This is a genomic window from Proteus sp. G4415 (assembly GCF_963896075.1).
Lineage (GTDB): Bacteria > Pseudomonadota > Gammaproteobacteria > Enterobacterales > Enterobacteriaceae > Proteus > Proteus mirabilis.
Genome location: NZ_CAWQOK010000070.1, coordinates 54,184 through 79,903 on the forward strand (window position 1 = coordinate 54,184; position 25,720 = coordinate 79,903).

Annotated in this window: 23 protein-coding genes; 16 read left to right on the forward strand and 7 right to left on the reverse strand. The window is 38.2% G+C overall.

The window, feature by feature from the left end; genetic code table 11:
* Window positions 1-3 precede the first annotated feature (3 nt).
* The 3 genes from lipB (at window position 4) to crcB (ending at window position 2,105) form a co-directional block, all read left to right on the forward strand.
* Window positions 4-648 (forward strand): lipoyl(octanoyl) transferase LipB, encoded by a 645-nt coding sequence (gene lipB, locus AACU95_RS08745; RefSeq protein WP_004246056.1) that lies wholly within the window; start codon window positions 4-6, stop codon window positions 646-648.
* A gap of 101 nt (window positions 649-749) precedes the next feature.
* Complete coding sequence (gene lipA / locus AACU95_RS08750) at window positions 750-1,715, forward strand: lipoyl synthase (protein WP_004246057.1); 966 nt, start codon at window positions 750-752, stop codon at window positions 1,713-1,715.
* Between the two features lie 15 nt (window positions 1,716-1,730).
* Entirely contained in the window at window positions 1,731-2,105 is a 375-nt protein-coding gene (gene crcB, locus AACU95_RS08755) for a fluoride efflux transporter CrcB (protein ID WP_004246058.1), read from the forward strand.
* A 457-nt stretch (window positions 2,106-2,562) separates the two neighbouring features.
* Here the strand turns inward: crcB and cspE are convergent, their stop codons facing one another.
* Window positions 2,563-2,772 (reverse strand): transcription antiterminator/RNA stability regulator CspE, encoded by a 210-nt coding sequence (cspE, locus tag AACU95_RS08760; protein WP_004246068.1) that lies wholly within the window; start codon window positions 2,770-2,772, stop codon window positions 2,563-2,565.
* 197 nt (window positions 2,773-2,969) lie between these two features.
* Window positions 2,970-3,443, reverse strand: coding sequence for a methylated-DNA--[protein]-cysteine S-methyltransferase (locus tag AACU95_RS08765; RefSeq protein ID WP_004246069.1), 474 nt, complete (start codon window positions 3,441-3,443; stop codon window positions 2,970-2,972).
* A 281-nt stretch (window positions 3,444-3,724) separates the two neighbouring features.
* Here AACU95_RS08765 and nrdH point away from each other — a divergent pair, with 281 nt between their 5' ends.
* The 7 genes from nrdH (at window position 3,725) to proX (ending at window position 11,659) form a co-directional block, all read left to right on the forward strand.
* On the forward strand, window positions 3,725-3,949 hold the full coding sequence (gene nrdH, locus AACU95_RS08770) for a glutaredoxin-like protein NrdH (RefSeq protein WP_004246071.1): 225 nt from the start codon (window positions 3,725-3,727) through the stop codon (window positions 3,947-3,949).
* An 11-nt stretch (window positions 3,950-3,960) separates the two neighbouring features.
* Entirely contained in the window at window positions 3,961-4,365 is a 405-nt protein-coding gene (gene nrdI / locus AACU95_RS08775; protein ID WP_004247429.1) for a class Ib ribonucleoside-diphosphate reductase assembly flavoprotein NrdI, read from the forward strand.
* Window positions 4,366-4,393: 28 nt separating this feature from the next.
* Entirely contained in the window at window positions 4,394-6,520 is a 2,127-nt protein-coding gene (gene nrdE, locus AACU95_RS08780; RefSeq protein WP_004252248.1) for a class 1b ribonucleoside-diphosphate reductase subunit alpha, read from the forward strand.
* A 25-nt stretch (window positions 6,521-6,545) separates the two neighbouring features.
* Entirely contained in the window at window positions 6,546-7,514 is a 969-nt protein-coding gene (gene nrdF, locus AACU95_RS08785) for a class 1b ribonucleoside-diphosphate reductase subunit beta (protein ID WP_141192027.1), read from the forward strand.
* A gap of 608 nt (window positions 7,515-8,122) precedes the next feature.
* Window positions 8,123-9,322: a glycine betaine/L-proline ABC transporter ATP-binding protein ProV gene (gene proV / locus AACU95_RS08790; protein ID WP_004246075.1), complete on the forward strand. Its 1,200-nt coding sequence runs from the start codon at window positions 8,123-8,125 to the stop codon at window positions 9,320-9,322.
* A complete protein-coding gene (gene proW / locus AACU95_RS08795; protein ID WP_141192026.1) occupies window positions 9,315-10,544 on the forward strand; it encodes a glycine betaine/L-proline ABC transporter permease ProW in 1,230 nt (409 codons plus the stop codon). The genes proV and proW overlap by 8 nt, the downstream gene beginning before the upstream one ends.
* A 119-nt stretch (window positions 10,545-10,663) precedes the next feature.
* The gene (proX, locus tag AACU95_RS08800) at window positions 10,664-11,659 is read left to right on the forward strand and encodes a glycine betaine/L-proline ABC transporter substrate-binding protein ProX (protein WP_004247424.1); all 996 of its coding nucleotides are present in this window, start codon (window positions 10,664-10,666) and stop codon (window positions 11,657-11,659) included.
* Window positions 11,660-11,746: 87 nt separating this feature from the next.
* Here the strand turns inward: proX and AACU95_RS08805 are convergent, their stop codons facing one another.
* On the reverse strand, window positions 11,747-14,140 hold the full coding sequence (locus tag AACU95_RS08805) for a TonB-dependent hemoglobin/transferrin/lactoferrin family receptor (RefSeq protein WP_161737238.1): 2,394 nt from the start codon (window positions 14,138-14,140) through the stop codon (window positions 11,747-11,749).
* A 378-nt stretch (window positions 14,141-14,518) separates the two neighbouring features.
* Here AACU95_RS08805 and AACU95_RS08810 point away from each other — a divergent pair, with 378 nt between their 5' ends.
* Window positions 14,519-15,727, forward strand: a complete 1,209-nt coding sequence (locus AACU95_RS08810) for an MFS transporter (protein WP_004246079.1) — start codon at window positions 14,519-14,521, stop codon at window positions 15,725-15,727.
* Window positions 15,728-16,219: 492 nt separating this feature from the next.
* Window positions 16,220-16,747, forward strand: coding sequence for a transcriptional repressor MprA (mprA, locus tag AACU95_RS08815; protein WP_004246081.1), 528 nt, complete (start codon window positions 16,220-16,222; stop codon window positions 16,745-16,747).
* Window positions 16,748-16,949: 202 nt separating this feature from the next.
* Here the strand turns inward: mprA and AACU95_RS08820 are convergent, their stop codons facing one another.
* Together AACU95_RS08820 and AACU95_RS08825 are read right to left on the reverse strand one after the other, a co-directional pair.
* Window positions 16,950-17,552 carry a cysteine hydrolase family protein gene (locus tag AACU95_RS08820; protein WP_141192168.1) on the reverse strand — a complete coding sequence of 201 codons (603 nt, stop codon included), beginning with the start codon at window positions 17,550-17,552 and terminating at the stop codon, window positions 16,950-16,952.
* A gap of 40 nt (window positions 17,553-17,592) precedes the next feature.
* Window positions 17,593-18,795: an MFS transporter gene (locus AACU95_RS08825; RefSeq protein ID WP_012367580.1), complete on the reverse strand. Its 1,203-nt coding sequence runs from the start codon at window positions 18,793-18,795 to the stop codon at window positions 17,593-17,595.
* 85 nt (window positions 18,796-18,880) lie between these two features.
* Here AACU95_RS08825 and AACU95_RS08830 point away from each other — a divergent pair, with 85 nt between their 5' ends.
* The 3 genes from AACU95_RS08830 (at window position 18,881) to emrB (ending at window position 22,417) form a co-directional block, all read left to right on the forward strand.
* Window positions 18,881-19,531: a GntR family transcriptional regulator gene (locus AACU95_RS08830; RefSeq protein WP_004246086.1), complete on the forward strand. Its 651-nt coding sequence runs from the start codon at window positions 18,881-18,883 to the stop codon at window positions 19,529-19,531.
* A gap of 175 nt (window positions 19,532-19,706) precedes the next feature.
* Window positions 19,707-20,882, forward strand: a complete 1,176-nt coding sequence (gene emrA / locus AACU95_RS08835; RefSeq protein WP_004252255.1) for a multidrug efflux MFS transporter periplasmic adaptor subunit EmrA — start codon at window positions 19,707-19,709, stop codon at window positions 20,880-20,882.
* A gap of 17 nt (window positions 20,883-20,899) precedes the next feature.
* Window positions 20,900-22,417 carry a multidrug efflux MFS transporter permease subunit EmrB gene (emrB, locus tag AACU95_RS08840; RefSeq protein WP_004247419.1) on the forward strand — a complete coding sequence of 506 codons (1,518 nt, stop codon included), beginning with the start codon at window positions 20,900-20,902 and terminating at the stop codon, window positions 22,415-22,417.
* Window positions 22,418-22,524: 107 nt separating this feature from the next.
* Here emrB and AACU95_RS08845 read toward each other — a convergent pair whose 3' ends face one another.
* Window positions 22,525-23,628 (reverse strand): tRNA/rRNA methyltransferase, encoded by a 1,104-nt coding sequence (locus tag AACU95_RS08845; RefSeq protein ID WP_004246089.1) that lies wholly within the window; start codon window positions 23,626-23,628, stop codon window positions 22,525-22,527.
* 174 nt (window positions 23,629-23,802) lie between these two features.
* Window positions 23,803-24,861 carry a hypothetical protein gene (locus AACU95_RS08850; RefSeq protein ID WP_141192169.1) on the reverse strand — a complete coding sequence of 353 codons (1,059 nt, stop codon included), beginning with the start codon at window positions 24,859-24,861 and terminating at the stop codon, window positions 23,803-23,805.
* 137 nt (window positions 24,862-24,998) lie between these two features.
* On the opposite strand from AACU95_RS08850, the gene AACU95_RS08855 reads away from it, so the two are divergent.
* On the forward strand, window positions 24,999-25,682 hold the full coding sequence (locus tag AACU95_RS08855) for a tRNA-uridine aminocarboxypropyltransferase (protein ID WP_004247414.1): 684 nt from the start codon (window positions 24,999-25,001) through the stop codon (window positions 25,680-25,682).
* Window positions 25,683-25,720: the final 38 nt, after the last annotated feature.

Below are 25,720 nucleotides of genomic sequence, written 5' to 3' on the forward strand. Positions count from 1 at the left end.
CAAATGAAGATTTTCACGGTGCAAGATAAAACAATCATTATTCGCCAATTGGGTATGAAACCCTATTTACCGGTTTCTGATTCTATGCATCAGTTTACGGAAAAACGGGAAAGTCATACACCTGATGAAATTTGGCTGGTTCAACATGAACAGGTTTTTACCCAAGGTCAAGCGGGTAAAGCAGAACACCTTTTAAACACAGGCTCTATACCGGTGATCCAATCTGACCGCGGTGGACAAGTGACCTACCACGGCCCTGGCCAACAAGTGATGTATGTTTTGCTTGATCTAAAACGTAACCATATTGGCGTTCGCCAATTAGTCACTGTTTTAGAGAATACTGTGATCAACACACTCGCAGAATTTAATGTAGACGCATATGCTCGTGCAGATGCACCGGGCGTGTATGTTAATGGTGATAAAATTTGCTCTTTGGGATTACGTATACGCAAAGGTTGCTCTTTTCACGGTCTAGCACTTAATGTTGATATGGACTTATCTCCTTTTACGCGAATAAATCCTTGTGGTTATCCTGATCTAAAAATGACACAACTGGTTGATTTGGCGCCGAATGCAACATCGGAACAAGTGGCATCATTATTAATCAACCATTTTTGTACACAACTGGGATTCCAACCACAGCAATAAAAATGCTATAATTTTTTTAACATTTATCATTTTTTTTTAAAACCCTGATTACCTCAGTCACATCGTGTTAATCACCCTAGATAACTGGAACTGGCACAATTATGAGTAAACCTATTCAGATGGAACGCGGCGTAAAATATCGTGACGCCGATAAAATGGCACTTATTCCTGTTAAAACAATCGTTACAGAACGTGAAGAACTGCTACGCAAACCTGAGTGGATGAAAATAAAGTTGCCCGCAGATTCAAGTAAAATTCAAGGTATTAAAGCGGCCATGCGTAAAAATGGCCTGCATTCTGTTTGTGAAGAGGCTTCATGCCCTAATCTTGCAGAATGTTTTAACCACGGTACCGCAACCTTTATGATCTTAGGGGCAATCTGTACGCGTCGTTGCCCATTTTGCGACGTTGCCCATGGTCGTCCTAACGCACCCGATCCCCAAGAGCCAATTAAATTAGCCCAAACGATAAAAGATATGGGATTACGTTATGTTGTTATCACCTCAGTAGATCGCGATGACCTACGCGATGGTGGTGCACAACATTTTGCCGATTGTATTACCGCTATCCGTGAAAAAAATCCTAATATTCGCATCGAAACTTTAGTCCCTGATTTCCGTGGTCGTATGGATAAAGCATTAGAGATCCTCACTGACACACCACCAGACGTCTTTAACCACAATTTAGAAAACGTACCTCGTGTTTATCGTCAAGTGCGTCCTGGTGCGAACTATCAATGGTCTCTAACGTTACTAGAACGCTTTAAACAAGCCCACCCAAATATTCCAACTAAATCGGGGTTAATGGTCGGTTTAGGTGAAACAAATGAAGAAATTATTGACGTGATGCGCGATCTGCGTAAACATGGTGTAACGATGCTGACATTAGGGCAATATTTACAACCCAGTCGTCACCATCTTCCTGTTCAACGCTACGTCAGTCCTGACGAGTTTGAATATATGAAAGAGCAAGCATTAGCAATGGGCTTTACCCACGCCGCTTGTGGACCATTTGTTCGTTCGTCTTATCATGCTGATCTTCAAGCTCAAGGGATTGAGGTTAAATAACGATTAATCTCTCTTATGCTTAACATTGCAATAGCTGTATTTATCGGCGGTGGTTTAGGTAGCGTACTACGCTGGCTAATTAGCTACCGCCTCAATTCTCTTTTTCCCCATTTTGCAACGGGGACCTTGGTCGCTAACTGTATTGGTGCCTTTATTATCGCCTTTGGCATTGCTTGGTTTAGTAAAGCTCCCAATATTGACCCTATTTGGAAAATCATGCTTACTACAGGTTTTTGTGGTGGCTTAACCACCTTTTCTACTTTTTCCGTTGAGGTGGTCGCCTTATTTAATGAAGGACGAATAGGCTGGGCATTAGGTACCATGGGGGCAAACTTAGCGGGCTCGTTTCTGATGACGGCATTCGCATTCTGGCTACTCCGTGAAATGTAGTTCCTTTAACAAAATAAAAACCGTTAATCATAAAGTTGTACTCTTTTAGTTAAGCGATTTATAAGGCCTGATCTTGATATTCAACCAATATCAGGCCTTTTAATTTGATTTTGTTCCCGGTGGTATTACTCAATAAATTAGCCAATTTTATCAATACATTCATTGATATTTTGAAATGATACCAATGATGTGTTCTTGATTTTAATAATTTAAAAAACTTTCAACCACGGTATTTATCCCGCAGCTAGATACGCAAGCTCCTCTTTAAATTTCTCAAGTCTTTTTTCATCATCAAAACGAGCGAGAGTTATGCAGTGTGGCAAGCATAGTCACCCTAAGTAGCAATGATGATGTTTAAATCCCCCCTGTATTTGACATAAAAAGACCCCCAATAATTGGTTGTCCAACTATTGGGGGTCATTTCAAAAACGTTTTTTACTTTTGGAGAAGTCGTTAATTAGATAGCGACAACGTTTGCAGCAGATGGCCCTTTCGCGCCGTCAGTAACTTCAAACTCTACCTTTTGACCTTCAGCAAGTGTTTTAAAACCTTCTGAAACAATAGCGGAAAAGTGGACGAACACATCTTTACTGCCATCTTCTGGAGTGATAAAACCAAAACCTTTAGTTTCGTTAAACCACTTAACGTTACCTTTTAATTTAGACATCAAGTTTACCTTTAAAATAGAAAATAAACGCAAGCGTTTTGCGTTGGCTATAGTAAAACAAAAATGATGATTCGCTGTCCACAGTCTAGATCACGAAACGCGTATTTTTTTTCTGTTAAACGATTATTATTCAGACAAATCCCATAACTTAAGCCATTAATCACTTAAGAAATAGTGCTTAATACTTACAATATGAACTATTCGTCAATATCCACTTTTTCATAGTGTAATAGCCAACGTTTGATATCAAGTCCCCCAGTATAGCCTACTAACTTACCATTATGACCAATGACGCGATGGCAAGGAATAATTAACGAGATTGGGTTACGTGAATTTGCCATTCCTACCGCTCTGCAATAGTTGACGGAACCTAATGTAAGTGCCAACTTTTTATAACTCCAAATTTCACCATAAGGAATAGACTGTAAAGTCTGCCAAACGCGTATTTGAAATTCGGTTCCTTTAGGCGCTAGTGGCACTGAAAATAGGGTGCGTTTACCCGAAAAATACTCTTTTAACTGTTTTATACACAGGTCAATTATGGCATTTGAATTAACTAACGCCTCTTTTTCACTAACAAAGTTAAGGCTGGTGATGCCATCATCATCTGCAGTAATGGATATATAAGGCTTTGGAAAACCTTTCGGCGTATTGAGATAATCTTGGTACATAATGTGTTCTCTATTGATTTGTCTGTATCATCAAGATTAAAACATGCTTTGTAAGTAAATCAATCATCTAATTTTCTACTATACCTAATAAAAATTGCTCAAATGAGCGATAAGAAAATAAAATAAATCTGCTAACTACTTAATTTTAATAATAATCATTATCAAAAATAAAAAACACCATATCTAGTGTGGTTGAAAAAGAATAAACCTATATATAGTATTTAAGCACTTTTCATTGTGACTGTGAGCAGACACATTCACATTTTTATAAGGGTTATTCTATGTCTGTGATCCTCTATACCAAACCAAATTGTGTTCAATGCAGTGCAACCGAGCGCGCATTACAACAACAAAAAATTCCTTTCACTGCGGTTGATCTCACCCAAGACACTCAAGCATTAGCAAAAATAGTTTCTATGGGATATCGCCAAGTACCGGTTGTCGTTAATGGTGACGAACATTGGTCTGGCTTTTGCCCAGATAAAATTCGTCAAATAGCGCGCTAAAGGAGCAACTTATGCAATCGACTGCCCCTTTAATTTATTTCTCTAGTCGCTCAGAAAATTGTCACCGCTTCGTACAAAAACTTAATCTACAAGCGACAAGGATAAAAGAGAATGAACCACTACAAGCCACACAACCTTTTGTGTTGCTCTGCCCAACTTATGGTGGCGGTGGCGTTAAAGGTGCAGTGCCTAAAGCGGTGATCCAGTTTTTAAATATTCCTGAAAATCGCCAATTAATACGCGGTGTTATTGCTTCAGGAAATACCAATTTTGGCTCTGCTTACGGCTTAGCAGGTGACATTATTGCACAAAAATGCCAAGTCCCTTTTCTCTATCGTTTTGAGTTACTTGGTACGCCTGAAGATGTTAAACGTGTAAAAACCGGATTAAGCACATTTTGGTCAGCTAGCAAATAATGACTAAAAAGTGAATGAGATAAAAAATATGACCCACTCTATAGAACAACTCGATTATCACGCCTTAAATGCCATGCTCAATCTCTATGATGAGCAAGGCAATATCCAGTTTGATAAAGACAAATTAGCCACCCACCATTTTTTTCGTCAACACGTTAATCAAAATACGGTGTTTTTTCATGATCTAAAAGAAAAGCTCGATTTTCTGGTGCAACAACACTACTACGAAGCACAAGTATTAGAGCAGTATGATTTCCCGTTTATCAAACAGCTTTTTAAGCATGCCTATAGCAAAAAATTTCGCTTTCAATCGTTCCTAGGTGCATTTAAATACTACACCAGTTACACCTTAAAAACCTTTGATGGTGAGCGTTATCTCGAACGCTATGAAGATCGTGTTTGTATGGTTGCCTTAACCCTAGCACAGGGGAATACCAAACTCGCCACTCACCTTGTCGATGAGATAATTAGTGGCCGTTTCCAGCCTGCAACCCCTACTTTCTTAAATTGTGGAAAAAAACAGCGTGGCGAATTGGTCTCTTGTTTTTTATTACGTATCGAAGACAACATGGAGTCCATTGGCCGAGCAGTCAATTCTGCGTTGCAATTGTCGAAACGTGGCGGAGGTGTTGCTTTCTTACTGACTAATTTACGAGAAGCAGGAGCCCCCATAAAACGCATTGAAAACCAATCGTCTGGCGTAGTACCGGTAATGAAAATGCTTGAAGATGCCTTCTCATATGCCAATCAATTAGGCGCAAGACAAGGTGCTGGAGCGGTTTATCTCCATGCTCATCATCCTGATATCTATCATTTTCTAGATACAAAACGAGAAAATGCTGATGAAAAAATACGTATTAAGACGCTTTCATTAGGTGTCGTTATTCCCGACATTACCTTTGAATTAGCTAAACGCAACGAAGATATGTATCTATTTTCACCTTATGATGTAGAACGAGTATATGGCGTTCCTATGTCAGAAATCAGTATTAGCGAAAAATATACTGAAATGGTCAACAATGCAGAGATACGTAAGAAAAAAATTAAAGCACGGGCATTTTTTCAAACTTTAGCTGAAATTCAATTTGAATCAGGTTATCCCTATATTATGTTTGAAGATACCGTCAATCGCGCAAATCCGATTGCGGGCCGAATTAATATGAGCAATTTATGCTCAGAAATCTTACAAGTAAATAGTGCCAGTGAATACAATCCTGATTTAAGTTATCGACAAATTGGTCATGATATTAGCTGTAATCTCGGATCAATGAATATCGCCATGGCGATGGACTCACCAGATTTTGCGCATACCGTAAATGTTGCCATCAGAGCACTGACGAGTGTGGCACAAATGACTAAAATAGAATCAGTACCTTCTATTGAAAAAGGCAACCAAGCATCTCATGCCATTGGCTTAGGGCAAATGAACTTACATGGTTATTTAGCCCGTGAAGGGATTTATTATGGTTCAGAAGAAGGACTTGATTTTACCAATATCTATTTCTATACCGTAACATACTATGCCCTTTTAGCCTCTAACCAATTAGCGATAGAGACTAAACAGCGCTTTAAAGGGTTTGAACAGTCAAAATATGCCACTGGGGAGTATTTTGATAAATATTTATCAAAACAGTGGTTACCTAAAACCCAAAAAGTCCACCAGCTATTTAGCCAATCCAATATTCATATTCCAACCCAAGAAGATTGGCAAAAACTTAAGCTCTCGATTATGACTCACGGTATTTATAATCAAAACTTACAAGCAATACCACCAACAGGATCAATCTCTTATATCAATCACTCTACATCGAGTATTCACCCCATTGTGGCACCGATTGAAATAAGAAAAGAAGGTAAAATCGGTCGGGTTTATTACCCCGCCCCTTTTATGACCAATGAAAACCGTCATTTTTATCAAGATGCTTATGAAATTGGCGCAGAAAAAATTATCGATACCTATGCCCAAGCATCACAACATATCGACCAAGGATTGTCGCTAACATTATTCTTTTCTGATGAAGCAACCACAAGGGATGTTAATAAAGCACAAATTTATGCATGGCGTAAAGGTATAAAGACCTTGTATTACATTCGTATTAGACAAACAGCATTAGCCGGCACAGAAATAAAAGGCTGTGTTTCATGCGCCCTTTAATAATAATGATAAGGAAAGTGTTACTATGTCTGCATCTTATTTAAGTCGTGTTAATGCGATAAATTGGAATCGTATTGAAGACGAAAAAGATTTAGAAGTTTGGAACCGTTTAACCATGAATTTTTGGTTACCCGAAAAAATTCCGCTTTCTAATGATATACCTTCATGGAATACCTTAACCCAAGCTGAAAAACAGTTGACTATCCGTGTATTTACAGGGCTTACACTGCTCGATACGATACAAAATACGGTCGGGGCACCAACCTTAATGCCTGATACTCAGACTCCCCATGAAGAGGCGGTATTATCGAATATCTGTTTTATGGAAGCGGTACATGCTCGCTCTTATAGCTCGATATTTTCGACACTCTGCTTAACAACAGATGTTGATGATGCTTATCGTTGGAGTGAAGAAAATACCTATTTGCAAAAGAAATCAGATATTATTCTGCGTTATTATCAAGATAGTGATCCATTAAAGAAAAAAATTGCCAGTGTATTTTTAGAGTCTTTTTTATTCTATTCTGGATTTTATTTACCAATGTATTGGTCAAGTCGAGGGAAATTAACCAATACAGCTGACTTAATTCGTTTAATTATTCGTGACGAAGCTGTGCATGGTTATTATATTGGCTATAAATTCCAAAATCAGTTATTAAATAAATCATCATTAGAGAAACAAGATATTAAAGACTTTGCTTTCTCATTATTATTAGATTTATATGATAATGAAGTTAAATATACAGAAGATCTCTACGACTCTGTCGGTTGGACAGAAGATGTAAAAAAATTCCTTCATTATAATGCGAATAAAGCGCTGATGAATTTAGGTTATGAAGCACTATTTCCAGATGAAATAACTAATGTTAGTCCAGCAATACTTTCATCACTATCGCCAGATGCAAATGAAAATCATGATTTCTTTTCTGGCTCAGGCTCTTCTTATGTTATTGGTAAAACGATCAATACCGAAGATGATGACTGGGATTTCTAGCTAACCCTCTACAGCAAAAAACAGAATACATTCATATTAATTATGAATTAATCAATTAACATAATGCACTGAAAAATAAAACTTATTTTTTAGTGCATTTTTATTTGCTTGAAAAACAACCCAATTGTGTAATTTTTACCGTCCCATTAACCAGAATTATCAATTTTTTACGAATGATTTTTATGACTAGTTATCGATAACTTAAGATCACCCCTTAAAAAACATAAGATTTTTTAATATTAATGCATTTTTTTCTATTTTTATTTTATTAGTATCTTTTTACATTTTTTTATTTTGTTGTTATTTCTATTGTGATGATAATTAAAATTAACATCTGAATAAAAATAATGTTATTTCATACAGTTAGTATGATTTCCTTGACTTCTTTCTTTTCTATAATTTTACTTTATTTAATTATTAATCATCAAAAAAAATCTAAAAAAATCACAAAATTATTTGTTTAATTATAATTAACATAGGGTTGTCAGGCTTGTTCATTATGATAGGGTAATTCCCCTACTAAAAATCTCAATTTAGGAAAAACAACAAACTAATTTATTAACATTTAATTTATTCCTTTCATATTTAAATAGGAAAATAGATATTGCATGGCAATTAAACTCGAAGTAAAAAACCTATATAAAATATTTGGTGAGCACCCTAAACGTGCCTTTGAATTATTAGGATCTGGTATGAACAAAGACCAGATCTTTGATAAAACAGGGTTAACCGTTGGTGTGCAAAATGCCAATCTGGCCATTGAAGAAGGCGAAATATTTGTCATCATGGGATTATCAGGCTCTGGTAAATCTACATTAGTGCGCCTTCTCAATCGTCTGATAGATCCCACTAAAGGCGAAGTCCTTATTGATGGTGAAAACATCACCACCATGTCTGATAAAGATTTACGACAAGTTCGACGTAAAAAAATCAGTATGGTGTTTCAATCATTCGCTTTAATGCCTCATATGAATGTACTCGATAATACAGCATTTGGTATGGAGCTTGCAGGCATTAGCAAAGAAGAGCGCTATGAAAAAGCCATGGCAGCATTAGAGCAAGTTAACTTAAGCTCTCATGCTCAATCTTGGCCGGATGAGTTATCCGGTGGGATGCGACAACGTATTGGGCTTGCTCGTGCACTGGCCAATGATCCTGATATCTTATTAATGGATGAGGCATTCTCCGCACTTGACCCATTAATCCGAACAGAAATGCAAGATGAGTTATTAAGCTTACAGGGTGATAAACAACGCACCATTGTATTTATTTCTCATGATCTGGATGAAGCCATGCGTATTGGCGATCGTATCGCGATTATGCAAGGTGGTGTGGTGGTACAAATCGGTACCCCTGATGAAATTCTTAATAATCCAGCCAATGATTATGTACGTACCTTCTTCCGTGGCGTTGATATCAGTCATGTATTTAGCGCTAAAGATATTGCTAAACGTCGCCCAGAAACACTACTGCATATTGCGCCAGGTTTTGGTCCCCGTTCAGCATTAAAAGTACTGGAAGATGAAGATAGAAACTTTGGTTATTTAATTGAGCGAGGACGGAAATTTGCAGGTATTGTTTCTGTCACTTCTCTTGAAGAAGCATTAAAAGCGAAGCAACCTATTGGATCCGCTATTTTAACTGAACCTTGTGCGATTAATGGTGATACACCATTAAATGAACTGATTTCTACTGTTGCGCAATCTCCCTGTGCGATCCCTGTTATTGATGAAAAAAACCGTTATATCGGTTTAATTTCGAAAGGAATGTTGTTACAAGCACTGGATAAGGAGACACCAAATGAGTAAGACAAATAACCAAGCCAATCCTTGGGAAACGGACACTCAAGAAGCGGCAACAGAAAACGCCAATACAACACAAAATTCAGCGCAAGAAACGCATAACAACACAGATACAGACAATGATCCTTGGGCAACCACGGATAGCAACACTACTGATACCGACCCTTGGAGTAGTAGCGCTGGCGGTGATACCGGTGGAGCTGATGCTGATCCTTGGGGTACAGGGAGTGGCACTGACGGCAGTGATCTCTCTTCTGGTACTGATTGGCTAGATGCCATGCCAACAGAAAGTACACCTGATCACTTTAATATTATGGATCCATTTAATCATATGCTGATCCCACTAGATTCTTGGGTAACGGATGGTATTGACTGGATTGTGCTGCATTTTCGTCCTATTTTCCAAGGGATACGCGTTCCAGTCGATTTAGTATTAGGTGGCTTTGAAAACTTTCTTACCTCAATGCCTGCACCTGTTGCGATTATTTTATTTTCACTGATTGCATGGCAACTTTCAGGTAAGGTGATGGGAATAAGCGCTTTTATTTCACTGATCTTAATCGGTGCTATTGGTGCATGGTCTGAAGCGATGATAACCCTTGCATTAGTGCTGACCTCATTACTATTCTGCCTGATTATTGGTCTCCCCTTAGGGATATGGCTTGCACATAGTGACAGAGCATCAAAAATTGTCAGACCACTTTTAGATGCCATGCAAACAACCCCCGCTTTCGTTTACTTAGTACCTATCGTGATGTTATTCGGGATTGGTAACGTACCCGGTGTAGTTGTCACGATTATTTTCGCCTTACCACCGATAGTGCGATTAACTATTTTAGGTATCAAACAAGTACCGGAAGATCTCATTGAAGCGGCTCAATCATTTGGGGCAAATCCTCGACAAATGTTGTTTAAAGTACAATTACCGCTGGCAATGCCAACGATTATGGCAGGGGTAAACCAAACCTTAATGTTAGCACTGTCAATGGTTGTTATCGCATCAATGATAGCCGTTGGTGGTTTAGGTCAAATGGTATTACGTGGTATTGGTCGCCTAGATATGGGATTAGCGGCTGTAGGTGGTGCCGGTATTGTGATCCTCGCGATTATTCTTGACCGCTTAACTCAATCTTTAGGCCAAAATAGTCGCCTGAAAGGTAATAGACGCTGGTATATGACAGGCCCGATTGGTTTGATCTGCCGCCTGTTTGGTAAAAAAGCCGCATAACTCATACTGGCAATAAGATTAACTAACAATCAAACATATTTATTCAATTAATATAAGAGATAACAGTAGCACGACACAGCGACTATTATCTCTTACCCATCACAACAGAAGGAAAAACTATGCGTAATCCAGTTCTCTGGGCAACAGTATTGTCCGCCACACTGATAAGCACTCAGTTATCCGCTGCTGATTTACCCGGTAAAGGGGTTTCGGTTCAACCGGTACAAAGTACTATTTCTGAAGAAACTTTTCAGACACTCATTGTCAATAAAGCACTCGAAAAACTCGGCTACACAGTGCAACCCATTAAAGAAGTTGACTACAACGTAGCTTATTCTTCTATTGCTAATGGTGATGCCACTTTTATGGCGGTTAGTTGGGTACCTTTGCATAACTCACAATATGAAGCCGCAGGTGGCGATAACACATTTTATCGTAAAGGTGATTATGTGGTTAATGCAGCCCAAGGTTACTTAATCGATAAAAAAACGGCTGAGAAATATAACATCACTAATATAGAGCAATTTAAAGATCCGAAAATTGCCAAATTATTTGATGCCAATGGTGATGGAAAAGCAGATTTAACCGGTTGTAACCCTGGCTGGGGTTGTGAAGAAGCTATTAATAATCACTTAAAAGCCTATGATTTAGAGAAATCAGTCACCCATAATCAGGGTAACTATGCGGCAATGATGGCAGATACCATTACTCGTTATAAAGAAGGTAAACCTATCTTCTATTATACTTGGACACCGTACTGGATAAGTGATGTATTAAAGCCGGGTAAAGATGTCGTTTGGCTACAAGTTCCCTTCTCTTCATTACCGGGAGATGACAAAACCGATACAACCTTACCAAACGGTAAAAACTACGGTTTCCCACCGAGTACAATGCATATCGCAGCAAATAAAAAATGGGCCGAAGCCAACCCTGCTGCTGCTAAATTATTTGAAATAATGAAAGTTTCAGTGGCTGATATCAACGCCCAAAACTTACGTATGCATAATGGTCAAAAATCACAAGCAGATATTGAACGTCATGCTAACGCGTGGATCAAAGCACATCAAAAAACCTTTGATGGCTGGGTAGAAGAAGCGCGTAAAGCGGCTAATTAATAGTGATAATCCTTAAATAACGTCAAAGCAGAGCATTATTAATATGCTCTGCTTTTTTTATCTTATGGCTGTTGTCCTGTTGTCTAACTAAAAACTTTTAACCACGGTAAAGCGATAATCTCGCCCAGTACCAGATACCGACTCACCTAAATAAGGGTAATAATCACGGTTAAATAAATTGGCGACAGTAAAACGTATCTCAGTATTATCGATAAAAGCAGGTTTCCAATTAGCGAATAGTCCATGAATGGCATAGCCTTTACTTTTTGGTAATGACCAATAAGTAGCAGCCGGATCAGCATCCATCGGTGAACGACGTTGAGCGCCAATAAAGTCCCCTGTCCACCCTGCAACCATATTTATTTGTGGGATTTTCATTCCAAGGGTGGCATGTAATGCATCCGGTTGAATTTCTGCAATCCATGTTTTTTGTCCAAACCACGGATCACGAGGAGATTGATCGCGTTTACCTTTCATTGTCGAATACGCTAAGCGACCAAAGAGATTAGCACTGTCATAAAATGCCTCTATTTCCATACCTTGAATATGGTAGCCAGGTAAATTGCGATAATTTCCAAGGGAAGGAGGACAACTCCCATTGTTTCCGGTTACTTTTCCACTTTCACAATAGACACCGCGACGACGGAATATCTCATCTTTCCCACGAGTATCAAAAAATGTGCTTCGAAGTTGAAGCTGATCTTCTTGTTGGAAAACATTTTCAAAATCAACAATGGCGCCAATCCGTGTTGCGGTAACGGTCTCTTTATCTAAATGGCGACTCGTGCCTGTCAAACTAGAGATACTGGCTTGCACTTCATATTGTTCATCAATTAACGGCGCACGCCATGTATGAGTTATATCACCAAAAAATCTAATATTGGGGGTCGCTTTCCATAAAATACCCAAATGAGGTGTAATGCCACGATAAGTTACATCACTATAATCATGACCGTAATAGGGATTAGGATCTTGATAAACCTTCGCTCGACTCCCTACTCCTTGATTTTTCACTATATCATAACGCACACCAGGCGTGAGGGTTAGTGTTCGATAACTAATTGAATCTTGAAGATAAAAACTCGTGGTTGTTTGCGTCCCTTCTGGCATATAAGGTGGTGCATAATAGCCATAATTATAATTTGGATTTTTCGCTTTATCCCGCGTAAACATTAACACATTACGATCATTACGGTGCCAACGCGCTCCTACTAAAATCACATGTTCGGTAGCTCCTTGCATCACGGTACTTTCATTTTTCACTTCAATTTGATGATTTTTATAGTTAACCCAACTTTGGTTACCCATACTACTACTTAGATAAGAACTCGCATTATCAGGGCGTTTATCATTCTGTTTGGTATTTGAATAACCATAAGTCAATGTGAAATTAATCAGGTCAGAATCAATTGGCTGAATATTCCATTTCACACTCACAGTGTCATCTTTTTGGTCACGATAAACTAACTTACGTTTCATCGCTCCATCAAAACCATATTTATCAACATCATATTGACTCGGTTTTGCCAGTTCATCTCGCTTCGCAGCCCAAGGCGTCCAGCCATCACTGACAGATCTTGATGCTGATAAAGTTAATGTTTGTGCGTCTGTTAAATAGACATTGGTTTTAATTAAAAACGAATCTTGATCTGATTGTGAATAACCAAATTTAGTGCCATCAGGACGACGTAAATCATCACTTTTACGACGATTAAAATAAAATAGACCGTCAGCCGTTCCATCCATTAGCTTGCCATATATCGCACCACTATAACGATTTTGCCTATCATTAGTATGATGTCCATATTTTAAAAACATACCAATATGCTGATCAGGTAACAGTAAGTCATCCGGATCTTTCGTTTCAATCCGTACGGAGCCACCAAATCCTCCATTTCCTTGGGTGATATTATGTGGCCCTTTATCGACATCAAGGCGTTTAATTAATTCAGGATCGATAAATATGGAACCTTGACGATATTTTTCAAACGTCTTCGGTGTACCATCAAGAGTGATTTTCACATCTTCCGGATTGCCCATTCCCCAAATATTTAAAGTTTGCCCACCAGGTCTTGGCGAGCCAGATGAGGAAATCCCTGGTAATTTATCTACCAATTCAGCGATATTATTTGGCTGAATTCTATTGATATCTTTTAATGTCAAAGCCGTGCTTCCTGCTTCAACACTCGAATTTAATTTTCCGGAAACATAAATAGGATCAAGCACCACAGTTTCAGATTGTTGAGTTTGTGATGCTTTTTCTGTGCTTTGTGAAGCAACGCTATTAAACGAAACAAGTGTAGTGAGTAATAAAAAAATCGCATGAGATGAAAATGAAACGGCCCCCATTCCCTGAAAATGAGGCTCATGCTTAATTAACAAAAAGTTCATAATAGTATCTTTTATATGGTTATTAATACGCAAATAAATAGCTAAAAATACATTTAACAACACAATCATGTTAATGATAATTATTATCATTACATAGCTTTTTTTGATCTAAACCATAAAAAAGTTAACTAAACTAAAAATGAGCTATATTTAAAACAGAATAACTAAATAATTTAATATTAATGATATAATTAACTAATAACATTGGTTACTATATGGATTAATACTTGTCTAATCAGGACAGTGAGGGAATGGGGCTATTCATCTATTTAGCATAATAAATAATGCAAATATGCGGTTATCTGCCGAGAATAAATCACATTTTACTTTTAATATTAATCTATTATAAAAATAGATTAAAAACTTTCATGCCCGATTGATTGAACATTACTATCACAGTAATTCTTTCCGCAAAAAAATGACTCATGTTACTATCATTTACCTTACAAATAATTTGTGATCAGTATTATGGAAAACACAGCACCACAAACCTCTCTTAGTAAAGGCCTTATTTTACTTATGGCCGTTGCCACTGGCATGGTTGTCGCAAGTAACTATTATGCACAACCGCTACTTGATTCAATTGCAAATTATTTTCATATCTCTGCCACTTTAGCTGGCTTTATTGTCACTACAGCACAATTAAGTTATGCCTTAGGTTTAATGCTATTGGTTCCCCTTGGCGATATTTTTGAACGTCGTTCACTGATTGTTATCATGACGCTGATTTCAGCGAGCGGCTTATTAATTACGGCAATGGCACCTAATATTTGGCTTATGTTAATTGGTACTGCCCTATCAGGTATGTTCTCGGTCGTCGCCCAAATTCTGGTTCCTTTTGCCGCTACACTTGCTGCACCTCATCAACGAGGAAAAGCGGTAGGTACTATTATGAGTGGGCTTTTACTTGGTATTTTACTGGCAAGAACAGCGTCAGGGCTGATGGCTTCCTTTACTAATTGGCAGGGCATTTTCTGGCTAGCAAGTGTTTTTCTAGCTATTTTAGCTATTACACTATGGCGCTGTTTACCTACCTATAAAAGCCAAACAAATTTAAATTATTTTCAACTGCTCGGTTCTATTTTTAAATTGTTTGCCACGACCCCAGTATTACGTACCCGCTCACTGATTGGTGCACTTATCTTTGCCCACTTTGGTTTACTGTGGACATCAATGGCTTTTTTACTCGCTTCTGATCCCTTTAATTATTCCGATGCAGTTATTGGCCTGTTTGGACTTGTCGGTGCTGCGGGAGCACTAATGGCGGGTAAAGCGGGTGTATGGGTTGATAAAGGCAAAGGTAAAAAAACGACTACTTCAGGTTTAATTCTTCTCTTCATTTGTTGGGGACTTATTGTTATCGCCCCTTATTATCAATGGATTGGACTGATTAGTTTTATTATTGGTGTGGTTTTATTAGATTTAGCCGTTCAAGGTGTTCATGTCACTAACCAAAGCACTATCTACCGTATTTTACCTGATGCCCGAAATCGGCTTACTGCCGCTTATATGACTAGCTATTTTATCGGGGGCGCCCTAGGCTCTTTATTATCGGGTTACGCTTATCACCAATATGGCTGGATTGGTGTTTCCAGCGCCGGTGCAATCATTGGCTTATTAGGTTTACTGGTTTGGTTATTTGGTTATAAAAATGATCCAGTGATCCAATCTGAATAATAAAACTTATCTCAAAAGGGGTATTTTATGTCAGCAATACCCCTCTAAACAGAACAAAACGTAAATGTTTTAACAGCGTGATTACTATTTATGTATATCATCATCTCATTCTTTATTAAGAAATACATATCAATTATATCAATATAGCATAAACGGCATAGTTTCTAAGTGGTATTATTAACAATAGAATCATTATAGTGTAAAATAAATTTATTACGTGTTTTATCGTAGAAATCGATCCATTTTTTCCTAAATAGACTATTATTCATAAGTAAATAAGGGATAAATTGATTTTTATAACTTATTGTAAATAGATAAGCACCTAGTGATTTTTTTATGTTATCATTCAAAAAATTTATGAATCAGGTAGCATAATCAAAAAAACATAGTGACTATAAATAATAAAAATTGCTAAATTGTGTGTTTAATATACCATTTAACATGTTGATAACAACGTTATCCTAATTATCGAAACTAACAAGGTGTCTAAAAATGGAAAGCTCATTTACGCCAACAGAAGAACTACTAAACACTCGCGCTACACAACAGAAATCGCTTAACAAAGATATTCCTTACCAAGAAATTTTGTTAACTCGCCTGTCTATGCACGTCCAGAGCAAACTTCTTGAAAGTCGTAATAATATGTTAAAGTCTCAGGGCATTAACGAGACATTATTTATGGCACTTATGATTTTAGATACAACGGAAAATCGTAGTATTCAACCATCAGAATTGAGTGCGGCGTTAGGCTCATCAAGAACAAATGCCACTCGTATTGCAGATGAATTAGAAAAACAAGGATGGATTGAGCGTCGTGAAAGTCATAATGACCGTCGCTGTCTACATCTTCATTTAACTGATGCTGGAGAAGAGTTTTTAAATAGCTTATTACCACCACAGCACGAATGTTTAAAGAAAATTTGGTCAGTATTAGATGAAGGTGAACAAAAACAGCTAGAAACCCTAATGCGTAAATTATTATTACAACTTGATACATTAGCGGATAATCAGCAGGAATAACCATCACTATCAATAAACTTATTGATCTAATCTGTATTAGCTCAGATTTGACCTGACTAGCTATGGCACAGAGCTAACATAAATCTGACAGGTCGCTCTGTGCCAAAAGCCAATATTCCCCAGCCCTTGCACTCAATCATGTCTGATATTTAATCTATCATACTACCGACAAGATCTATGTAACATTGGCTACTTAGGCTATTTATACCCAATATTTTGATATTTCAGATGAACTGGTTACAACAGCATGTTGAGACAAGATTTTCTCGAGTAAAAAAACATGTGTGTCATGATCAGGATCGGCACAACAATCACTTGCAATCACTAGACGATAATCTAGGTCAAATGCCTGACTAACTGTAGATAAAATCACGCCACTGGTCGTGACTCCTGCAAGGATCAAGGTTTCAATACCTTGTGTACGAAGAACCATCTCAAGCTCAGTAAATGAAAAAGCCCCTACTCTACGTTTAATAATAACGATTTCATTTTCCTGCGGAAAAATATCATCATGAATAGCGGAACTTTCACTATTGGTGATTAATATTCCATTGTCTTTAATCGATGAGAAAATTATGTTGTTTTGACTAACCTCAGGATACCCCTCACGAAACTCAACACTAACATAGATAATCGGTATGCCTGCTGCACGCGTAGAGGAAATTAATGATGATGTATTACGAATAACATCTTCAGCACGATCTTGTGGAAGGAAATTATTAAGAATGGTCGTCTGAAAATCCATTACCAGCAGAGCACTATTTTTATCGATATTATTATTGTTATTGTTGAATTGTGTTGTCATAAAATCTCCGAAATATACAGGTGAAGAAGAACGAAGTTCATCAGCGTATAACTGAATTACGATGTAATTTAAAATTCCAAGCGGCTCCCAACAATAAGACAACACTAGTTGCCAGAAAAACTGCGCGCATACCTATATGACCACCAATAACGCCACCTATTAACGGGCCGATGAACTGACCTGCAAACTGGGCTGCGACCGAATAGCCAAGGATACTGCCTATCATTCCTTCTGGAACGTGATGACGTATTACTGCCGCAATACAAGGCAACAATCCCCCCAATGCTAATCCCATAAGAAAACGTAAAATAATAAGTTGCCAACCAGAGGTAACAAAGGCCTGAGGGATCAGCAATAAACCGGCTATAGCTAGTGCCAGCGTGATAATACGCAAATGCCCTATCCTATCTGCTAATTTCCCAAGCCAAGAGGCTGAAATAATACTACCTAAGGCAGCAGCGGCCATGACATAACCTGCAACCCTAGTTATCTGAGCAGGATCATTAACGAGTGTACGCACATAAACTGTAATAATAGGTTCTATCGACATATTGGCCAGCATCAGCAACAACCCCGTACAAAGCATGCTAACTATCACAAATCGTGCAGGTAACTGCGACCAACTCACTTGCATTTTTGTCGTAGTATTTATGTATTTCGGCGTATCTTCACGGATAAGCGTAAGGGTCATGATAAAAGATAAAAAGATCAGTGCACCGGCACAGAAAAACGTGTTTCGAATACCGAACAAGTCAGGTAACCACCCTCCAGCTAGAGGGCCAATAAGATTACCCGCCATTACACCACATGAAACAATGCCCAACGCCCAAGCAACACGCTCTCTAGGAGCTTGTACTGCAATAAGAATAGTTGCTCCAGATGAGTATCCCCCCGCCAAACCAACTAATAGCCTTAGACCGACAAGTTGCCAAATATTTGTTACCATTCCCATAAGTGAGACGGTCACCGCCATACCAAGACTGGCTCTTACGAGCATCGATTTACGTCCATATTTGTCACCGAGCTTTCCCCATACTGGAGCAATTAAGCCAGCAGTGATAAAGGTTGCACTGAATGCCACGCCAGACCATTGGACAATGGCGGCGTGACCTTGAACACCAAGCTCTTCAACATATAGGGGGAGGAACGGTAACATCAAGGTCATTGCAAAAACAGTTGAAAAAGAACCAATAAAGCAAACGAGCAGATTTCGACGCCAAAAGCTGTTATATAATTGAGTCATAGAAACACTCTTTTCTGGTATACCAATTTGGTATACCATATAGATAATTTATTTTACTGTCAATTTTTAGGAGAGTATTGCCGTTATGAGCCAAGTGTTAGAGGTTGAAAAACAATTAAGAAAACTGATACTCAACATGGAACTAGGCCCAGGAGAACGGTTAACTGAACGCTGGGCTGAAGCGAAATTTAACGCATCGAGAACTCCCGTTCGAGCCGCATTACAAAAGTTGGAATCAGAGGGACTTATATGTCGTGATGGTATACGTTGGTTAGTGGCACCAATCGATGCCGATGAAATCGAACAATTATGTATTTACCGAGAAATACTGGAGGTAGCAGCATTAAAACTTTCAGTCAGCCAGATCACCGAAGAACAGTTGAACAATTTGGAACGCCTGCTTAAAGAAACCACGGTAGATTCACCAGAAGAGAGCATGGAAAATGCTGGAACACGATTCCATAGAGAGTTGGCACGCCTTTGTAATAACGCATTTATTATTGAAGGGATAAATGATGCCCTACGTAGGCTTTCGCGAGCACGATGGCTTGATAGAGCGCCGTCTAATCCAGCGTGGGATGAGCATCGTGAAATATTTTTAGCACTTCGTTCGAGAGATACGGACAAAGCCGTAGAACTACTCGCCACTCATTTGTGCGAAAGTAGACTCCGTTTACTAGATACCATTACATCTAGTAAACGTAGCCTAAGAGCAAGAGGCATTGCGATATCCTGACCAAATACCGCCAACCTCATTTACAACATGAATTGATAAACAAATATATTCATTCACATTTATAATTGGCCTTTCGTGCTAATTATTATTCTAATATAAGCCCAATATATATGTTTCCGGATTTTATTCTGGAAACATATATAATGCTTTTTTCTGGTTTATGGAGATCTTCTAAATGAGTGTAAATGAGGAAAAAAATCCACCTCAGGCTCCCATTCGCAATAAAAAACGAACTCGCCGAAATGTTTTATTGCTACTGACTTTTATCTTTATTCTCGCGGGGCTCGCTTATACCGCTTACTGGTTTATGGTTCTTAGACATCATGAAACCACAGATAATGCCTACGTAACAGGCAATCAAATTATGGTTATGCCACAAATTTCAGGCTCGGTAACGACTGTCTATGTGGACAATACAGACTACGTAAAAGCAGGTGAACCTCTAGTCCAATTAGATGATAGTGATGAAATACTTGCATTAGATAAAGCAAAAACCGCTTTAGCAAATAGTGTCCGTCAAATGCATCAGCAAATCATCAATGGTCGTCAATTAAAAGCGAATATTGTTTTACGTGAAACTGAATTGGCAAAATTGCAAAATGATCTGCGTCGTAGAGAAGTATTAGGCGAGCGAAATGTCATTGGAAAAGAAGAACTCCAACATGCAAGAGAAGCTGTTGCCACGGCAAAAGCGGCATTAGATGTAGCAAAAGAGCAATATAATGCTAATCAAGCCATTATCTTAACCACGCCTATTGCACAACAACCTTCTGTATTACAAGCTGCAACAGAAGTGCGTAATGCATGGCTAGCTTTACAACGAACAAAAATACTAAGTCCTGCTGAAGGTTATGTCTCACGTCGTAGCGTTCAAGTTGGTGCACAAGTTGCACCGGGTAAACCGTTAATGGCCGTCGTACCTGTCACAGGTATGTGGATAGACGCTAACTTTAAAGAGACGCAACTGGCCAATATGCGTATCGGACAGCCCGCGAAAATAACCACTGATTTTTATGGTAAAAAAGTTATTTACCATGGTCGTGTACAGGGATTAGATATGGGAACAGGCAGTGCATTCTCACTATTACCGGCACAAAATGCCAGTGGTAACTGGATAAAAGTAGTTCAGCGCTTGCCGGTACGTATTTCCCTTGATGAAAAAGAAGTTGCAGAAAAACCGCTACGTATCGGTTTATCCACTGAAGTGACTGTGGATACCGTTAATCTTGATGGAAAAGTATTATCACAGAGCGAACGTCAAGCACCGGCTTATCATACTGATGCACTCACTATTGATATGTCAGAAATCAATTCATTGATTAATGAAATCATTGAACAAAATGCAGGATGATAAAGCGAGGTGTAAAGGTGATTAAAGAACCCTTACAAGGAGGAAAACTTGCTATAATGACCATCGCACTTGCGCTGGCCACTTTTATGCAAGTTCTCGATTCAACAATCGCTAACGTAGCCATCCCGACAATAGCGGGTAACTTAGGTGCATCAAATTCTCAAGGCACTTGGGTTATTACCTCATTTGGTGTTGCAAATGCTATCTCAATTCCTATTACTGGCTGGCTGGCAAAACGTATTGGTGAAGTACGCCTCTTTATGTGGTCAACAGCACTATTTGCCTTAACATCATGGCTGTGTGGTATTTCTCAAAGTTTAGAAATGCTGATCTTTTTCCGTGTACTTCAAGGTTTAGTCGCAGGCCCCTTAATTCCGTTATCACAAAGTTTGCTATTGAATAACTATCCACCAGCAAAACGCAATATGGCATTAGCGTTATGGTCGGTTACCATTGTCGTTGCACCTATTTTAGGCCCTATTTTAGGTGGCTATATCAGTGATAATTACCATTGGGGATGGATCTTCTTTATTAACGTACCTTTTGGTGTGTTAATTATTATGTGCATCTCAAATACATTAGCGGGTCGCGAAACCAAAACGGAAATTAAACCAATAGATACCATTGGTCTCGTACTATTGGTGGTTGGTGTTGGTGCACTACAGATCATGCTTGATCAAGGTAAAGAGCTGGATTGGTTTAATTCAACTGAAATTATTGTACTTACTATTATTGCTGTAGTGGCGTTAAGTTTCTTAATTGTGTGGGAGTTAACTGACGAACACCCTGTTATTGATCTTTCTCTGTTTAAAAGTCGCAATTTCACTATTGGCTGTTTAACCCTTAGTCTCGCTTATATGATCTATTTCGGTACTATTGTGTTGCTCCCTCTCCTGTTGCAAGAAGTCTTTGGTTATACCGCAACATGGGCGGGTTTAGCTGCAGCCTCTGTTGGTTTATTACCGCTGATCATTACACCAATCATCGGAAAATTTGGTGGAAAAGTCGACTTACGCTATATCATTAGCTTTAGCTTTATTATGTTTGCGGTATGTTTTTATTGGCGAGCTTATACTTTTGAACCCGGAATGGATTTTGCCACAGTTGCTTGGCCACAATTCTGGCAAGGTTTAGGTGTAGCATGTTTCTTTATGCCATTAACCACGATGACCTTATCGGGATTACCTCCGGAGAAAATGGCCTCGGCATCCAGTTTATCTAATTTTTTAAGAACCTTAGCGGGTGCAATTGGCGCATCATTAACGACAACCATTTGGACACAAAGGGAGTCATTACATCATGAAACCTTTGTTGAAAAAATTAATCCACTCGATCCCGATGCACAATTGGCTTTTCAACAGATGAGAGAATTGGGGCTTTCTGATGAACAAACCTCGGCTTATTTAGCTAAAACAATCACTGAACAAGGTCTGATTATTTCAGCGAATGAAATTTTCTGGCTAGCGGCAGGAATATTCATTTTAATGCTGGTGGTTGTTTGGTTTGCTAAACCGCCATTCTCACCGGGTAAATAACCATTAATGAATTGATTAGTTAATTAAAGAAAAATCCCGCTGAACATGGTGAACTGACTGCAGTTCATTATTCAGCGGGATTTTTAAATCATCTAACAATTAAATAATTAGCCGTGATGTTGACGCCACCATTCAGCCAATAACACGCCAGAAGCCACAGAGACATTTAAGCTTTCAATATGGCCTGTACCACCAATGTAAATGCTCATATCCCCTTGTTTTAACGTGCTATCACTTAAGCCATCCTTCTCTTGACCTAAGATTAATACCATTTTTTCAGGTAATTGAGCTTTTGCTAGTGGCACACTTCCTTTGTGACTTGAGGTTGTCACTAAGGTATAGCCAGCCTGTTTAAACTGCTCTAATGTCTGAGCAAAATTATCAGCATCAATTCCTTGAATATACTCGGCACCACCTTCTGCGGTACGTACTGCTGCACCAGATTCTAGCACTGATGAGTCGGGAGAAATGACGCCTTTCACACCAAAATGAGCACAGCTACGCATAATAGCACCGACATTATGTGGATTACCCACATCTTCAAGCGCTAAGACACAATCTTTTGTTGGTGCATCTTTTAAATAGGTTTGTGCATCATGGCCAACACGTTTTTTGATTAAGAAACAAACGCCACCATGATGATCCGTACGCGCCGCTTTAACCATCTCTTCTTCTTCAACAACATGGTAAGCTTTACGATTTGCCGCCATCCATTTTAACGCTTCACGAAAACGAGGTGTTACTTCTTGTAAGAACCAAGCTCGAACAATGGCTTCTGGACGGTTTTTAAACATAGCCTGACAAGCATTTTCACCATAGATACGCGTCTCTTCTAAACGCTGACGGCGAAGCTGTTCGGGATCTATTTGGCTTTTACCAGTAATTCCATCATGCTCTTTTAATGGCTCATCTCCCGGACGAGAAATCGTTTTCCATGGAGAATAATTACCACCTTCACTATCGTTATCACGTAAGGAGCTTGATCCACTGCGTGATGGATTACGTCCTGAAGACTTACCTGCACCACGTTCATCACGACGAGAAAATTTGTTATCACCGCGTTTATCATCACGACGATGACTACGGTCAGTATCACCACGAGCATTATTAGGGCGGCGGGATGGTTTTTTAGGTTTATTATCGGCACTGTCCTCACTGCGGACATACATCACTTTTACTTTGCCGTTTTTACCTTCATAAGAATCGTTCATTAGTCTCTCCAACTGCAATAGGGGCGCAGATTACATGATAGTTTAGCAACTGTCACCGAGAGAATCACGCAGAGTAAGAGATAAACCTATATCAAAAAACACTCTCTTTAAAAATAAAATTAGATTTAGCTTTTTATTAATAAAAAATAGCTTTTATATCAATAACTAATGGAGCTATTCATAACTAGATTTAACAATACAAAAAAGTGTATCCATAATCAATTTTTTCCTAACATCATGATTAAATGTGGTTTGCTCACTACAACTTAGGTTTAGAAAGTCTTTTCCTGTTTTTTGTAATACTGTTTCTATTGTGGATATTAAATCATCTTCTTTTTCATGATTAAATTTATTCCATTCATTATGTAAACTATCAATATAATTAAGCGCCAAAAGACCACATCCATTAGGTACATTTTCTTGTAGATTATATTCTATATTGATAGTATTAAATCCTTTTTTTTCTAGTTCAATTAATAATTTATGACGTTCATCTTTTTTGCTTGAGGGCAATGAATCACATAAAAAACAGCTATCTTTATAAGTCAATAACGCAACCCAATGGTTATTATTGACTAAAACCACATAATTTTTTAACTCCGCGGATCCTTTGCTATTTTCTATTTTTTTAAGTATTGATTCATAGGAACCAATATCACACTGATAGGGTTGAAATGACGCCCAAGACTCTAATTCAGATGAAGATATATATCGATTATTATTACTTACGCTTTCATTACTATTGGCCAATACGCTATCATTACATTTTATATTTAAATAATTATCAACCGCTGAGATAAAAACATTCTCCCCTTTTCCCTTTTGTCTAGCAATCGCTTCCTCACAAGCCATTGCACTTAATAAAGGTCGTTCTTTAAAATACTCTTGATCCTCTTTTATTTTTATTTCATAGAGTAATTTGACTAACTCTTTAATATCTTCTCTTATCGAGTTATTTAATTTTGGATAAATCAAGTAGAGCTGATTAGTTGCATATAAGCTTATTTTTATATCATCATGAAACATGATATTTACTAAATAATCCAAATCTTTTGAGCTTCCATTCCTAACTGCATTAGCGAGTTTATTTATTTGATTTTTGGCAGTCTCAAGATTAACATCCACTCTACTATTATTAATGACCTGAGTATCAAAGATATTAAATAGGTTTTTTATTTCATTATCTGTAATACTATTTTCATTATTACAAAAAAGGATTTGTGTTACCTTCATAAGTCACCAAAATTTATTAAATAATAATAATCCTACCACTATACGGTAAATAAACTTTCATAAAAAACAACTGATAGTAGACCTTTGGGGATCATGGTAATATTCATTCCTTTATTTATGATTGTGGTCTTTCTGTTATGCATGACAATGCGGTTTCTCGACTTCGTCAATATCGAGTTTCTATCTCTACACGCCCATATAAAGCCAGAGGCTTTCGTGTTAAACGATGCACTTTTTGTTTATTACCTGAAAAACAGTGTCTGTGTGACACCATCATTCATCAAACCGCGAAAAGCCGTTTTTGTTTAATGATGTACGATACAGAAGTGATGAAACCAAGTAATACAGGAAAATTAATTGCCGATGTTTTACCCGATACACTTGCCTTTTTATGGTCACGTACCGAGCCTGAAAAAGCCTTACTTGATGCAATTAATGATCCGCATCGACAAGCTTATGTCGTCTTCCCAGACAGCTATGCTTCTCCTTCGCGAAAAGTTTATCACCAGTTACCTGCAAACAGTAAGCCACCGCTATTTATCTTACTAGACGGCACTTGGACAGAGGCGAGAAAAATGTTTCGTAAAAGCCCCTACCTTGATGCATTACCACTGTTTTCAATTAATGAAGCCAGTAAATGTGACTACATGCTCCGTCAAGCAGCAAGAGAAGAGCAACATTGTACCGCTGAAGTTGCCGCTTCTATTTTAGCCAATGTCGGCGATGATTTAGCGTCACAACAGCTTTTTTCTCATTTTAGTTACTTTCGTCAACAATATTTAATTGGAAAACCAGACAGACGTCAGGCAAAAGAAGAGTAAATCAGCTACATTGAATACAGTTTATCATAAACTTAGGA

Excerpts from the sequence above, each read along its gene's own strand:
- lipB (WP_004246056.1), top strand. The coding sequence starts at position 4 with ATGAAGATTTTCACGGTGCAAGATAAAACAATCATTATTCGCCAATTG.
- lipA (WP_004246057.1), top strand. The coding sequence starts at position 750 with ATGAGTAAACCTATTCAGATGGAACGCGGCGTAAAATATCGTGACGCC.
- crcB (WP_004246058.1), top strand. The coding sequence starts at position 1,731 with ATGCTTAACATTGCAATAGCTGTATTTATCGGCGGTGGTTTAGGTAGC.
- cspE (WP_004246068.1), bottom strand. The coding sequence starts at position 2,772 with ATGTCTAAATTAAAAGGTAACGTTAAGTGGTTTAACGAAACTAAAGGT.
- AACU95_RS08765 (WP_004246069.1), bottom strand. The coding sequence starts at position 3,443 with ATGTACCAAGATTATCTCAATACGCCGAAAGGTTTTCCAAAGCCTTAT.
- nrdH (WP_004246071.1), top strand. The coding sequence starts at position 3,725 with ATGTCTGTGATCCTCTATACCAAACCAAATTGTGTTCAATGCAGTGCA.
- nrdI (WP_004247429.1), top strand. The coding sequence starts at position 3,961 with ATGCAATCGACTGCCCCTTTAATTTATTTCTCTAGTCGCTCAGAAAAT.
- nrdE (WP_004252248.1), top strand. The coding sequence starts at position 4,394 with ATGACCCACTCTATAGAACAACTCGATTATCACGCCTTAAATGCCATG.
- nrdF (WP_141192027.1), top strand. The coding sequence starts at position 6,546 with ATGTCTGCATCTTATTTAAGTCGTGTTAATGCGATAAATTGGAATCGT.
- proV (WP_004246075.1), top strand. The coding sequence starts at position 8,123 with ATGGCAATTAAACTCGAAGTAAAAAACCTATATAAAATATTTGGTGAG.
- proW (WP_141192026.1), top strand. The coding sequence starts at position 9,315 with ATGAGTAAGACAAATAACCAAGCCAATCCTTGGGAAACGGACACTCAA.
- proX (WP_004247424.1), top strand. The coding sequence starts at position 10,664 with ATGCGTAATCCAGTTCTCTGGGCAACAGTATTGTCCGCCACACTGATA.
- AACU95_RS08805 (WP_161737238.1), bottom strand. The coding sequence starts at position 14,140 with ATGATAATAATTATCATTAACATGATTGTGTTGTTAAATGTATTTTTA.
- AACU95_RS08810 (WP_004246079.1), top strand. The coding sequence starts at position 14,519 with ATGGAAAACACAGCACCACAAACCTCTCTTAGTAAAGGCCTTATTTTA.
- mprA (WP_004246081.1), top strand. The coding sequence starts at position 16,220 with ATGGAAAGCTCATTTACGCCAACAGAAGAACTACTAAACACTCGCGCT.
- AACU95_RS08820 (WP_141192168.1), bottom strand. The coding sequence starts at position 17,552 with ATGACAACACAATTCAACAATAACAATAATAATATCGATAAAAATAGT.
- AACU95_RS08825 (WP_012367580.1), bottom strand. The coding sequence starts at position 18,795 with ATGACTCAATTATATAACAGCTTTTGGCGTCGAAATCTGCTCGTTTGC.
- AACU95_RS08830 (WP_004246086.1), top strand. The coding sequence starts at position 18,881 with ATGAGCCAAGTGTTAGAGGTTGAAAAACAATTAAGAAAACTGATACTC.
- emrA (WP_004252255.1), top strand. The coding sequence starts at position 19,707 with ATGAGTGTAAATGAGGAAAAAAATCCACCTCAGGCTCCCATTCGCAAT.
- AACU95_RS08845 (WP_004246089.1), bottom strand. The coding sequence starts at position 23,628 with ATGAACGATTCTTATGAAGGTAAAAACGGCAAAGTAAAAGTGATGTAT.
- AACU95_RS08850 (WP_141192169.1), bottom strand. The coding sequence starts at position 24,861 with ATGAAGGTAACACAAATCCTTTTTTGTAATAATGAAAATAGTATTACA.
- AACU95_RS08855 (WP_004247414.1), top strand. The coding sequence starts at position 24,999 with ATGCATGACAATGCGGTTTCTCGACTTCGTCAATATCGAGTTTCTATC.